13 protein-coding genes are annotated in these 11,997 nt (G+C 69.0%); 8 read left to right on the top strand and 5 right to left on the bottom strand.

Annotated features, from left to right (window positions below; genetic code table 11):
• Positions 1-4: 4 nt before the first annotated feature.
• Entirely contained in the window at positions 5-355 is a 351-nt protein-coding gene (locus ABN273_RS01300) for a holo-ACP synthase (RefSeq protein ID WP_349446714.1), read from the bottom strand.
• Between the two features lie 13 nt (positions 356-368).
• A complete protein-coding gene (locus tag ABN273_RS01295; protein ID WP_349446713.1) occupies positions 369-1,772 on the bottom strand; it encodes an alkaline phosphatase PhoX in 1,404 nt (467 codons plus the stop codon).
• 195 nt (positions 1,773-1,967) lie between these two features.
• Here ABN273_RS01295 and coaA point away from each other — a divergent pair, with 195 nt between their 5' ends.
• The 6 genes from coaA to ABN273_RS01265 are packed head-to-tail and all read left to right on the top strand — an operon-like array spanning position 1,968 to position 7,332.
• A complete protein-coding gene (gene coaA / locus ABN273_RS01290; protein WP_349447165.1) occupies positions 1,968-2,870 on the top strand; it encodes a type I pantothenate kinase in 903 nt (300 codons plus the stop codon).
• 57 nt (positions 2,871-2,927) lie between these two features.
• Complete coding sequence (locus ABN273_RS01285; RefSeq protein ID WP_349446712.1) at positions 2,928-3,854, top strand: DUF389 domain-containing protein; 927 nt, start codon at positions 2,928-2,930, stop codon at positions 3,852-3,854.
• A gap of 39 nt (positions 3,855-3,893) precedes the next feature.
• The gene (locus ABN273_RS01280; RefSeq protein ID WP_349446711.1) at positions 3,894-4,802 is read left to right on the top strand and encodes an ABC transporter ATP-binding protein; all 909 of its coding nucleotides are present in this window, start codon (positions 3,894-3,896) and stop codon (positions 4,800-4,802) included.
• Positions 4,795-5,655, top strand: a complete 861-nt coding sequence (locus tag ABN273_RS01275) for an ABC-2 transporter permease (protein ID WP_349446710.1) — start codon at positions 4,795-4,797, stop codon at positions 5,653-5,655. The genes ABN273_RS01280 and ABN273_RS01275 overlap by 8 nt, the downstream gene beginning before the upstream one ends.
• Positions 5,652-6,566 (top strand): ABC transporter ATP-binding protein, encoded by a 915-nt coding sequence (locus ABN273_RS01270; protein ID WP_349446709.1) that lies wholly within the window; start codon positions 5,652-5,654, stop codon positions 6,564-6,566. Before ABN273_RS01275 ends, ABN273_RS01270 begins: the two co-directional genes overlap by 4 nt.
• Positions 6,567-6,615: 49 nt before the next feature.
• Positions 6,616-7,332 (top strand): ABC transporter permease, encoded by a 717-nt coding sequence (locus tag ABN273_RS01265; protein WP_349446708.1) that lies wholly within the window; start codon positions 6,616-6,618, stop codon positions 7,330-7,332.
• Positions 7,333-7,378: 46 nt separating this feature from the next.
• Here ABN273_RS01265 and glmM read toward each other — a convergent pair whose 3' ends face one another.
• Genes glmM through rplM form a run of 3 tightly spaced genes read right to left on the bottom strand, consistent with a single transcriptional unit; the run spans position 7,379 to position 9,721 of the window.
• Positions 7,379-8,725 (bottom strand): phosphoglucosamine mutase, encoded by a 1,347-nt coding sequence (gene glmM / locus ABN273_RS01260; protein WP_349446707.1) that lies wholly within the window; start codon positions 8,723-8,725, stop codon positions 7,379-7,381.
• 1 nt (position 8,726) lies between these two features.
• Complete coding sequence (gene rpsI, locus ABN273_RS01255) at positions 8,727-9,251, bottom strand: 30S ribosomal protein S9 (RefSeq protein WP_349446706.1); 525 nt, start codon at positions 9,249-9,251, stop codon at positions 8,727-8,729.
• Between the two features lie 26 nt (positions 9,252-9,277).
• Positions 9,278-9,721: a 50S ribosomal protein L13 gene (rplM, locus tag ABN273_RS01250; RefSeq protein ID WP_349446705.1), complete on the bottom strand. Its 444-nt coding sequence runs from the start codon at positions 9,719-9,721 to the stop codon at positions 9,278-9,280.
• Between the two features lie 385 nt (positions 9,722-10,106).
• On the opposite strand from rplM, the gene ABN273_RS01245 reads away from it, so the two are divergent.
• Both ABN273_RS01245 and ABN273_RS01240 read left to right on the top strand, forming a co-directional pair.
• Complete coding sequence (locus tag ABN273_RS01245) at positions 10,107-10,787, top strand: CAP domain-containing protein (RefSeq protein WP_349446704.1); 681 nt, start codon at positions 10,107-10,109, stop codon at positions 10,785-10,787.
• Positions 10,788-10,862: 75 nt separating this feature from the next.
• Positions 10,863-11,984, top strand: coding sequence for a hypothetical protein (locus ABN273_RS01240; protein ID WP_349446703.1), 1,122 nt, complete (start codon positions 10,863-10,865; stop codon positions 11,982-11,984).
• The last annotated feature ends 13 nt before the right edge of the window (positions 11,985-11,997 follow it).

The following is an 11,997-nucleotide window of genomic DNA, read 5'->3' as shown; positions in this document are numbered from 1 at the left end:
GAAGCTATCCCTCCGCGATCACATAGGCCACGGCCACACCCGCGTCATGGCTGAGGGAGATGTGCCACCGCTTGACCCCGAGGTCGTAGGCGACCTCCGCGGCTCTGCCGGTGATCCGCAGCTCCGGTTTGCCGGCTTCGCCGCGGCGCACCTCGGCCTCCCGGTGGTCCAGCCCCGCCGGCGCGCCGAGCGCCTTGGCCACGGCCTCCTTGGCGGCGAACCTGGCCGCCAGCGACTGCACCGGCAGCCCCCGCTCGGCCTCGGTGAACAGCCGCTCCCTGAGCTTCGGAGTGCGCTCCAGCGTCGCCTCGAAGCGGGCGATGTCCACCACGTCCACGCCGATGCCCAGGATCATCACCCAAGCGTACTCAGAACAGCCCCCGCTCCCACGGCCCCCAGATGGCCAAGGACCTGCCCTGTTTGGCCTGCACGTTGACGTACAGCGTGTGGCCGCCGGGCCCGAACGTCGAGCCCGCGAACTCCGCCCCCGAATCGCCGGAGATCGGCTCCAGGCGGCAGAAGTCGAAGATCTCCCCCGACTTCGTGAGCCCGCGAAGGTAGTTGTCGCCGTCGCCGTCCTCGCACAGCACGAGCGTGCCGCGCCTGCTGACGGTCACGTTGTCCGGCAGGTCGAGCGCGGCCGAGCGCGGCGACTCGTAGACGAGCTTGAGCCGCCCGCTCGACGTCTCGTACGCCCACACCTGCCCCCGCCCCTTCCCGAACCCGGACGGCGGCGTGTCGCCCGGTGCGGTGTCCCCGCCCTGGGTGGAGACGAAGTACACGACGCCCTGGTGGAAGACGGCCCCCTCCAGCCTGGAGAAGATGGCCGCCCCCTCCTCGCGCCCCTGCCGGCCCACGGCCTGTACGGCCTCGTCGTTGGCCGGCTTGCCGGTGAAGGCCGGGTCGGGGTCGTCGATGTCCACCCAGACCGTCTCGTACGCCGTACCCGCCCGCTGCCCTGCGGACAGGTCCTTGCGCTTGGCGCCCTTGACGGCGAGCATCTGCAGCCTGCCGCCGTCGAGCAGCCGGCCGGCCTGGACGGGGTGCCTCGGCGGCAGGTACCGGTAGAACCCGGAGGGAAAGGAGAAGTTGTCCTCGGTCATGTAGAGCGCGCCCGTCGAGGGGTCGAACGCCACCGACTCGTGCGGGAACCGACCGGCCGACCTGATCGGCCTGGCGCTGGCGGCCCGGTTGACCGGCACCTCGAAGAGGTAGCCGTGCTTCTGCGTGAGCTTGGAGTTGTCGCCGCCGGAGAAGTCGTCGGCCACGTCGGGGCCGTTGACCGTCTCCTCGCAGCTCACCCAGGCCCGCCACGCCATGGGACCGCCCGAGCAGTTCATCATGGTGCCGTTCAGCGAGGGCGCGCTCTTGATCACCTCGCCGTAGCGGGTGACGCGCAGGGTCGAGGTGCCGCCCCCGGCCATCGGGTCGTACGCCTTGGCCTTGTCGCCGAACGCGCCGACGGGGCCGTTGACCTCGTGGTTGCGGATCAGGATGGCGCTGCCGTCCGGCCCCGAGAAGGCCGCCATGCCGTCGTGCCTGCCGGGCACGGCCGAGCCGTCGCTGAACTTCTCGCCCGCGGCGCTGAACGAGCGGTACTTGAACCCGTCGGGCAGGTGCAGCCGCACCTTCCCGTCACGCAGGTCGGCTACCGGCTTCAGCCGTCCGTACCCGGGCACGGGCTTGACGCCCCCCTGCGCGCCCGCGCAGGCGACGCCGGCGAAAGGCCCGGCGACGGCGATCACATTGGCGATGAAGCGACGACGGTCCATGAGACCTCCCAGCCCCGAACAGTAGCCGCCGGCACATCGTCATATATGTCTTTCAGCAAGACGCCTCATCTTTCCCCGAACTGAGTCTCGGTAATCCCCCGTCTTTATCCACAGGCTGTGGATCTCGCGGGGAGTGCCCCGGCCATGATCCGGTTTGTCGCTCATCGCTACGCTGCCTAGGTGAACAACGGCTACGTGGAACTGAGCAGGGAGCAGTGGAGCGAGCTCCGCAAGAACACGCCCTTGACTCTCACCGCAGACGAGCTGGAAGAGCTTCGCGGCGTCGATGATCCCATCGATCTCGCCGAAGTCACCGACATCTACCTCCCCCTCACCCGGCTGCTCAACCTGCACTTCACCGGGTCCAAGCAGCGCAGCAGCGTGCTGAGCGCGTTCCTGGGCCATCCCGAGCAGCGCGTCCCGTACATCCTGGGCATCGCGGGCAGCGTCGCGGTGGGCAAGTCGACGACGGCGCGGCTGCTGCACACGCTGCTGGCCCGCTGGCCCGAGCACCCGCACGTGGAGTTGGTCACCACCGACAGCTTCCTCTACCCGAACGCGGTGCTGGAGTCCAAGGGCATCATGCACCGCAAGGGCTTCCCGGAGAGCTATGACCGCAGGGCGCTGGTCAGGTTCGTGGCTGAGGTGAAGGCAGGAACGGCCGCGGCCCACGCGCCGGTCTACAGCCACCTGGAGTACGACATAGTGCCCGGCGCCACTCAGGTTGTGAAAAATCCGGATATCTTGATCATCGAAGGGCTCAACGTCCTCCAACCCGCCCCGCCCACGGCCCTCGCGGTCAACGACTACTTCGACTTCTCCATCTACGTGGACGCCAAGGCCGAGGACATCCGCACCTGGTACGTCGACCGCTTCCACAAGCTCCGCCGCACCGCCTTCGAGGACCCGAAGTCGTACTTCCGGCACATCGCGGAGCTTTCCTACGACGAGGCCACCACCTTCGCGGTCAACGTCTGGCGCGACATCAACGAGCGCAACCTGGTCGAGAACATCGCCCCCACCAGGGGCCGTGCCGACCTCGTGCTCCAGAAGGGCGCCGACCACTCGGTCAGGCGAGTACGCCTCCGCCAGACCTGACCGCCCCGAGAACTCGGACAAGACGGCGTCAACCTCAGATAGACCACAATGGCCTGCGTGCTTCATCTTCGACTGATCAGCCCCACCGCACGCACCGAAGAGGCGACGGCGGTGTTGGGGGACTGCACAGGCGTCACCAACATCGTCGTCCTGCCCGGCGCGGCCCGTGAGCCGGTCGGCGACGTGATCCTCTGCGACGCGGCCCGCGAGTCGGCGAACGAGGTGCTGGACAGGCTCAAGTGGCTGGAGACGGAGGGCTCCATCGCCATCGAGCAGGTCGATCTGTCGCTGTCCAAGGCCGCGGCCGACGCGGTCGACGAGGCGCCTGGCGACCCCGACGACGCCGTGGTGTGGGAGGAGCTGGCGCACAAGGTGCGCGCCGACTCCCGCATCACGTGGGCGTACCTCACGTTCCTGGCCATCGCCACCCAGCTCGCGGGCATCGGCGTGCTGCAGAACTCGCCCATCCTGATCGTCGGCGCGATGGTCCTCGGGCCGGAGTTCGGCGCGGTCGCGGCCATCTGCTTCGGGCTGCTGCACCGCAGGTGGCACCTGGTCATCGGCTCGTTCAGGACGCTGGTCGTCGGATTCACGGTGGCGATCGCGATCACGTTCGCCTGCGCGCTGGTCTCGAACTGGCTCGGCTGGATCGACATCGGCCACCTCGTCAGGAACGAGGAGGTGCAGTTCATCGTCAAGCCCGACCGGTGGTCGTTCATCGTGGCGCTGCTCGCCGGCGCGGCCGGGGTGCTGTCGATCACGGCGGGCAAGTCGTCGGCCCTGGTCGGCGTCTTCATCTCGGTCACCACGGTGCCCGCGGCCGGCTACGTGGCCGTCGCGCTGGCGCTCGCCGACTGGAAGGAGGTCGCCGGCTCGGTGTCGCAGCTGGCGGTCAACATCCTCGGCATGGTCATCGCGGGCACCGGCACACTGCTGGTCCAGCGGAAATTCTGGCCTCAAGTAGGACGGCGTTCATCCGTCTGAACGAGGCGGCGGCCCCGCCCGCCGGGTACGGTCGGGCACATGCACATCCTCGCCACCGAGGGGCTGACCAAACGCTTCCCCACCGTCACCGCGGTCGATCAACTCACGGTCACCGTGGGGCCCGGGGTCACCGGTCTGGTCGGGGCGAACGGCGCGGGCAAGTCGACACTGATCAAGATCCTGCTCGGCCTGCTGCCGCCCACCGGCGGCACCGCCAAGGTGCTCGATCTGGACGTGACCGCGCAGGGCGCCGAGATCCGCAGGCTCGTCGGCTACATGCCCGAGCATGAGTGCCTCCCGCCCGACGTCTCCGCCACCGAGTTGGTCGTCCACCTCGCACAGATGTCCGGCCTGCCGCGCACGGCCGCCCGCGAGCGCGCGGCCGACGTGCTGCGCCACGTCGGCCTGGCAGAAGAGCGCTACCGTGCCGTCGGGGGCTACTCCACGGGCATGAAGCAGCGCGTCAAGCTGGCCCAGGCTCTCGTACACGACCCCAAGCTGATCTTCCTCGACGAGCCCACCAACGGCCTCGATCCGCGCGGCCGCGACGAGATGCTGACGCTGATCAGGCGCATCGGCACCGAGTTCGGCATCAGTGTGCTGGTCACCTCCCACCTGCTGGGGGAGCTGGAGCGGATCTGCGACCACGTGATCGTCATCGACGCCGGGCGGCTGCTGCGCTCGTCGGCGATCGGCGAGTTCACCCAGGCTACGCAGACCGTCACGGTCGAGGTCGAGGACGGCCTGGAGCCGCTGGCCGCCCGCCTGGCCGAGGTCGGGCAGACCGTCTCCCAGCAGGGCCGCCTGCTGGTGGTCAAGGTGCTCGGCACAGAGACGTTCGACGCGATCAGGGACGCCGCCGTCGACCTGGACCTCTGCCTCATCCGCCTCGAACAGGGACGTCACCGCATCGAGGACGTCTTCAGGGAGGAGGCCGCAGGTGTCTGAGATCTACGACATCGGCTACCGCCACTACGATGGACCCCGGCTCGGCCGCGGCTACTCGACCAGGGCGCTGACCGTCCACAGCCTGCGCGGCATCTTCGGCCTCGGGCGCACGGCCCGCAGCAAGATCATGCCGTTCTCCCTCTTCACCATCATGCTGCTGCCGGCCGTCGTGACCATCGCGACGATGGCCCTGGCCCAGCAGCGCATCCTCCCCTACAGCGGCTTCGCCGTCATCATGCAGGCTGTGGTGGCGGTCTTCCTGGCCTCGCAGGCGCCCACCGTCGTCGCGCCCGACCTGCGCTACCGCGTGCTGCCGCTCTACCTGTCCCGTCCGGTCTCGATCGCCGAGTACGTGGGCGCCAAGGTCGCGGCGATGACCCTGGCGCTCTTCCTGCTGGTGGCGGTGCCCCTGACCTTGATCTACGTCGGCGAGCTGGTGGTGGACATGCCCGGGCCGCCGGCCACCGGGGAGTACCTCGGCTCGGTGGTCATGGCGCTGGTGCTGGCCGTGCTGCTGTCGGCGTTCGGGCTGGCGCTGGCCTCGTTCACGCCGCGGCGCGGGCTCGGGGTGGCCTCGGTGATCGCCGTCTACCTGCTGTCGTCGGCTTCGGTGCCGATGATCTACGGGACGCTCTACAGCTCGGGCTACGAGGACGCGGCCGCGTGGGCCTGGCTGGCCAACCCGTTCTGGCTGGTGGACTCCGTGCAGTCCTGGCTGTTCGGCACCCCGCCGCACTCCATCGAAAGCGCCGCCTACCCGAGCGGGCCCGCCTCGGCCGCGATCCTCGTGGTGCTGGTGGCGCTCGCCCTGGTCGCCCTCGCGCTGCGCTACAGGAAGGCGGCCTCGCGGTGAAGATCGAGCTGTCGCAGGTTTCCCGCTGGTACGGCAACGTGGTGGCGGTCAACGACGTCACCATGACGATCGGCCCTGGCGTCACGGGCCTGCTCGGCCCCAACGGGGCAGGCAAGTCCACGCTCCTCCACATGATGGCGGGCTTCCTGGCCCCGTCAGGCGGCTCTGTCACGCTGGACGGCACTCAGGTCTGGAAAAACCACCACATCTACCGAAATATCGGTCTGGTTCCGGAGCGGGAGGGCGTGTATGGCTTCCTCACCGGGTGGCAGTTCGTCCTCTCCGCCGCCCGCCTGCACGGGCTGAGCAATCCGATCGAAGCGGCCCGCAAGGCCCTGGCGACGGTCGAGATGGAGGAGCCCAAGGACCGGCGCGTGGAGACGTACTCAAAGGGCATGCGCCAGCGCGTCAAGGTGGCCGCGGCGCTCGTCCACGACCCGCCGGTGCTCCTGCTCGACGAGCCGTTCAACGGCATGGACCCCCGCCAGCGGCTCCACCTCATGGACCTGATCCGGGCCATGGGCACGGCAGGCAAGACGATCCTGTTCAGCTCCCACATCCTGGAGGAGGTCGAACGGGTCGCCCAGCACATCGAGGTCCTGGTGGCGGGGCGGCACGCGGCGTCGGGCAACTTCCGCGAGATCCGGCGCCTGATGACCGACAGGCCCCACCTGTTCATGATCCGTTCGAGCGACGACAGGAAGCTCGCCGCCGCCCTCATCCGCGACCACTCGACGGGCGGCATCACCCTCCGCCCCGACGGTATCGAGGTCCAGGCCGCCGAGTTCCGCCGCTTCGCCTGGTTGCTCCCCCGGGTGGCCCAGGCGGAGGGCGTACACCTGCACCAGGTCTCCCCGGCGGACGAGGACCTGGAGAGCGTCTTCTCCTACCTGATCAACCGGAGCACCTGATGAACCCGCGACGGATACCAGCGACCGAGCCGCCGAACGGAGTGAGGCCATGAACACAGTCGTTGCGGGCATCACGTACCGGGCGTTGCTCGGTCGCCGCCGGATCATCCTGCTGCTCCTGCTCCCCTTGGCGCTGCTCGGCCTGGCCGTGCTGTTCCGCGTGCTCGGGGAGAACGACCAGAGGATGGCCGTGCAACTGGTGCAGAGCTTCGGCATCGGCACCATGCTGCCCCTGCTGGGCCTGATCGCGGGCACGGGCGTCATCGCCCCGGAGATCGACGACGGCACGATCATCCACCTGATGTCCAAGCCGATCTCCCGCCCGGTCATCGTCCAGACGAAGTTCCTGGTGGCGGTCTCGCTGATGGCCCTGTTCGGCGCCGTGCCGACCTACCTCGCGGCCTGGCTGCTGGTCAGCAACGAGGACGGCATCGCTCCGGGCTTCGCGCTGGGAGCCCTGGTGGCCGGCGTCGCCTACGCCGCCGTCTTCTTCCTGCTGGGCGTCATCACCCGGCACGCGGTGACCATCGGCATCATCTACGCCCTCGTCTGGGAGAGCGTGGTGGGCGGCTTCATGCCGGGCGCCCGCAAGTTCTCGATCCAGGAGTGGGCGAAGTCGATCGCCGACCAGCTCTCCGACTCGGCCTTCCTGCAGGCCGACGTCGCCCTGAGCTTCGCCGTACCCGCCCTCATCGTCGTCACGGTCGTCGGCGTCCTGCTGGCAGGCCAGCGGTTGCGGGTCTTCTCGCTCACCGGAGACGAATAAGCGAACGGCCCGCGGGATCATCCCGCGGGCCGTCACGAAGAGACGCTCAGGCGCAGACCTTGCGTACGACGTCGGCGAGGCGGTCCGCCACCTGGGTGGCGTGCTCCTCCGACGCGGCCTCCACCATGACGCGGATCATCGGCTCGGTGCCGCTCGGCCTGATCAGGACCCGGCCCGTCTCCCCCAGCTCCGCCTCCGCCTCCGCGACGGCGGCCAGGAGGTCGGGCGCCGAGGCCTTGCCCTTGTCCACGCCCTTGACGTTGATCAGGATCTGCGGCATCGGCGTCATCACCGAGGCCAGCTCCTTCAGCGGCACGCCCGACTTGGCCACCACGCCCAGCAGGTGGAGCGAGGTGAGCAGGCCGTCGCCGGTGGTCGCGTGATCGAGCATGATGACGTGGCCCGACTGCTCGCCGCCCAGGTTGTAGCCCTCGGACTTCATGCGCTCAAGCACGTAACGGTCGCCCACCGCGGTCTCCACCACGGTGATGCCCGCCTCGCGCATGGCCAGCTTGAAGCCCAGGTTGGACATCACGGTCGCCACCACGGTGTCCTTGGCCAGCAGGCCCTCGCCGTGCATGGCGGCGGCGAGGACGGCCATGATGTGGTCGCCGTCGATGATCGCGCCCGTGTGGTCGACCGCCAGGCAGCGGTCGGCGTCGCCGTCGTAGGCCACACCGAGGTCGGCTCCGCGCGACACGACCACCTGCTGGAGCTTGTCCAGGTGGGTGGAGCCGTGGCCGGCGTTGATGTTGAGGCCGTCGGGCCGGGCGCCGATGGACTCGACCCTGGCGCCCGCGCGCACCAGCGCCTCGGGAGCCACCATGTGCGCGGCCCCGTGCGCGCAGTCGACCACGATGCTGAGCCCGTCGAGCGCGGCGCTCATCGTGGTCAGCACGTGAGAGATGTACCGGTTGGCCTCACCGTACGCCTCCCGCACCCGGCCCACGCCGGAGCCGACGGGAAAGGTCCACTCATCGCCCAGCCGCCGCTCGATCTCGTCCTCGACCGCGTCGGACAGCTTGAAACCGCCACGGGCCAGGAACTTGATGCCGTTGTCAGGCGCCGGATTGTGCGAGGCCGACAGCATGACGCCGAGGTCGGCGCCGAGCGCGGCGGTGAGGTGGGCGACGGCCGGGGTGGGCAGCACGCCGAGGCGTAGCACGTCCACACCAGACGCCGCGAGGCCGGCGACCACGGCGGCCTCGAGAAACTCTCCCGAGGCACGCGGGTCCCGGCCTACGACCGCCACCGGTCGGCGCCCGGTGGCGGCGAACGCGCCGGCATCGCCGAGGACGTGAGCCGCCGCGACCGAAAGGTCCATGGCGAGCTGCGCCGTGAGGTCGCGGCCGGCGACCCCACGTACCCCGTCGGTGCCGAAAAGGCGCGCCAATTTAGCGCTTGCTGTACTGCGGAGCCTTGCGGGCCTTCTTGAGGCCGTACTTCTTCCGCTCCGTGGCGCGGGCGTCACGGGTGAGGAAGCCGGCCTTCTTCAGCGGCGGACGGTTGACCTCGACGTCCAGGATCGCCAGGGCGCGGGACAGGCCCATGCGCAGCGCGCCGGCCTGGCCGGTCACGCCACCGCCGTCGATGCGCGCGATGACGTCGAACGCCTCCTCGGCGCCGAGCACCACGAAGGGCTCGTTGACGATCTGCTGGTGGACCTTGTTCGGGAAGTAGACGTCCAGCGAACGACCGTTGATCGTCCACTTGCCGGTGCCGGGGACGATGCGCACGCGGGCGATCGCCTCCTTGCGGCGGCCGGTGCCGTACGAGTTGCCCGTGGTGACGGGCTTGCGGACGGGCGCGTCGGCGCTGGCGGCGGACTCGGTGGTGTACTCGGACGGGAAGTCCTCGCCGGAGAATTCCTCCAGCTCGGCCTCGACGACGGCCGTCTCGACACCGGTGGGCTCAGCCACGGTTCTCCTCTAAATCTTTCGAACTACTACTGGGCGATCTGGGTGATCTGGAACTGCACCGGCTGCTGGGCCTGGTGCGGGTGCTCGGAACCCGCGTAGACCTTCAGCTTCTTCGCCATCTTCCGGCCGAGGGAGTTCTTCGGAAGCATGCCCTTGACGGCCTTCTCGACGGCCTTGTCCGGCCGCTTCTCCATGAGCTCGCCATAGCTGACGGAACGCAGACCGCCCGGGTAGCCCGAGTGGCGGTACGCCTTCTTCTGCTCAAGCTTGTTGCCACTGAGCGCGATCTTGTCCGCGTTGATGACGATGACGAAGTCACCGGTGTCGACGTGGGGAGCGAAGATCGGCTTGTGCTTGCCGCGGAGCAGGGTCGCGACGTGGCTGGCCAGCCGGCCCAGCACGACATCGGTCGCGTCGATGACGTACCACTGACGCTGGACGTCGGCGGGCTTCGGTGAGTACGTGCGCACGGTCGTAGCCTTCTTTATGCTCGCGTCTTCGGCGCTGTCAGATGTGACAGCTACATTGGTCGGTCGGTGCGGGCACACGACGGCCCGGACCTTCCGTCTCCGCAACACGGGAGATGACGCCGGACGCGCCGCGCATTGGTCTCGCGGGACCTATGCACACAACGAACCTAAGCTACCCGCCCATAGGCGCGCAGGTCAAAATGACCGGTAACCCGGAGTGAGTTTACCTGACCGCAGAACGGTTCGGTTTCGTTTCCCTGGGACCTCTTCTTTCCCAAGACCAGACATCCCTATCGTTAGCGGCGGTATGTGGCAGAACTCTCACCCCCGGCCAACCCAGCGAGGCGCTCGGCGCCGGAATCACCTGGGGGTGCTCGCCTGCCTCATGGCCGTGCTCTTCACGGGCGTACTGATCGGCCGGCTGACCGACGACGCCGACCCGGCCCGCCACGTCTACCTCAACGAGACCATCCCGCCCGCCGCCGCCACCGTCAACCCCGCGCCGACGGCGGCCAAGAAGGCGCAGCAGCAGGCCGAGATGATCCCCAGGAAGCTCACCACCAAGAGCACGCCGCACGGCAGGACCACTCCCAGGGTCACCAGGACGCCCGAGGGCCAGATCCCCGGGTTCAACAGCCAGGACAACCCGGCGATGCTCAGCGACGGCAGCACCGGCGTGCAGGTGCTGCCGGGACTGGCGGCCAAGGTCGTCTCGCTCACGAACTCCGCCAGGTCCAGGCACGGCTGCGGGCCGCTCAGGGTGGACGCGGCGCTCACCCGCTCCGCGCGTACGCACTCGCTGGAGATGGCGAGCACCAGGCAGCTCGGCCACAACTCCCCCGACGGCTCCTCCCCGTGGGACCGGATGGAGCGCGCCGGATACCACTGGGGCGCCGCGGAGAACATCGGCGCCGGATACAGCACCGCCGAAGAGGCGGTGCGCGGCTGGCTCGACAGCCGTGACCACCGCAAGAACATCCTCGACTGCGACCTGAAGGCCATCGGCGTGGGCGTCGCGTCAGGCTCGGACGGGCCATGGTGGACTCAGGACTTCGGAACCCGATGACGAACATCACGGTAATGTCGCCGCATGGGTTTTCCCGAAGGACGTGAAAACGGCGCCCCCTACGGGATGGGGAGCATGTTCCAACCTGCGGGCAACGGCCGGGGCGCTCAAGGCGGTCCCCGCACGCCGGGCGGTCCGGGTGTTCCCCCTGCTCAGGGCTTTCCCGGCGGCCCTGAGGGCCCGGGGGGTCCCGGCTTTCCCGGCGGCCCTGAGGGCCCGGGCGGCCCCGGCGGCCCAGGAGCTCCAGGCTCGCACGCCGGTCCCCCCGCGCCCGGTGGCCCGGACGGTCCGGGCTGGCTGGACGGGCCCGGCGAGCCGGATGCTCCCGGTGGCGCCGAAGCTCCGAAGCGTTCCCGCCGTTCCCGCAAGGAGCGCGCCGCCGGTGACTCCGACGAGCCGCCTCAGAGCAAGTCCGAGAAGACGTCTCAGAGCAGGTCCGACAAGGCGCCGCAGAGCCGGGTCGGCTGGAGCCCGTACGACGAGGGCCCGCGCTCGCGCGCCCCGCTGTGGTTCGCCATCGGCGGCATCGCCGTGCTCGGCCTGCTCGGCGGCGGCCTCGTGCTGATGTGGAACGCCGACGGGCCCGTCACCGCCCAGACCTCCACCCCGCGCCAGACCTCCGCGCCGCTCCCGTCGGCCCCTCCCGGCAAGTACGGCTTCGCGGCCGAGCGCTCCACGGACCCCGAGCCGATCACGGTCAAGGAGATCTTCGGCAAGAAGAAGAAGTTCACCGTCTCGGGCCGGGCGTACGAGATGACGATCACCAGCAAGGACAAGAAGTGCAGTGACGGCGCCCTGGGCGACGCACTGAAGAAGGCCCTCAAGTCCGGCAAGTGCACCCAGCTCGTACGCGCGAGCTTCCGCGACAAGTCCGGCAAGGTGATCGGCACGATCGGCGTGGCCAACCTCAAGACCAGCAAGTCCGCGGCCAAGGTGGCCAAGGTCGGCAGCACGACCAACTACGTGAAGCCGCTGGCAGGCAAGGACAGTGTCACCAAACAGCTCGGTTCGGGTGCCGGCGGGGCCAAGATCTGGACGCACGGCCACTACGCGATCATGGTCTGGTTCCAGAACAAGGACGGTACAAAGCCGGACAAGAAGGGCTCCAAGCAGCTCTTCGCCGCCATCAACGACATCACCAAGGCGACGGTCTTCAAGGCCCTGGACAACCGAACGCTGACCGGAAGCCCCCTGTAGCGAATCGGTCTTT

It is taken from the genome of Nonomuraea sp. B19D2 (genome assembly GCF_040137845.1).
Taxonomy (GTDB): Bacteria; Actinomycetota; Actinomycetes; order Streptosporangiales; family Streptosporangiaceae; genus Nonomuraea.
The sequence above is the reverse complement of the archived record's forward strand: the minus strand, read 5'-3'. Positions and strand labels throughout refer to the sequence as shown.

Bases quoted from the DNA above. Each gene is read 5' to 3' on its own strand.
- ABN273_RS01300 (WP_349446714.1), bottom strand. From the start codon at position 355: ATGATCCTGGGCATCGGCGTGGACGTGGTGGACATCGCCCGCTTCGAG.
- ABN273_RS01295 (WP_349446713.1), bottom strand. From the start codon at position 1,772: ATGGACCGTCGTCGCTTCATCGCCAATGTGATCGCCGTCGCCGGGCCT.
- ABN273_RS01280 (WP_349446711.1), top strand. From the start codon at position 3,894: ATGCACATCCTCGCCACCGAGGGGCTGACCAAACGCTTCCCCACCGTC.
- ABN273_RS01265 (WP_349446708.1), top strand. From the start codon at position 6,616: ATGAACACAGTCGTTGCGGGCATCACGTACCGGGCGTTGCTCGGTCGC.
- ABN273_RS01245 (WP_349446704.1), top strand. From the start codon at position 10,107: ATGGCCGTGCTCTTCACGGGCGTACTGATCGGCCGGCTGACCGACGAC.
- ABN273_RS01240 (WP_349446703.1), top strand. From the start codon at position 10,863: ATGTTCCAACCTGCGGGCAACGGCCGGGGCGCTCAAGGCGGTCCCCGC.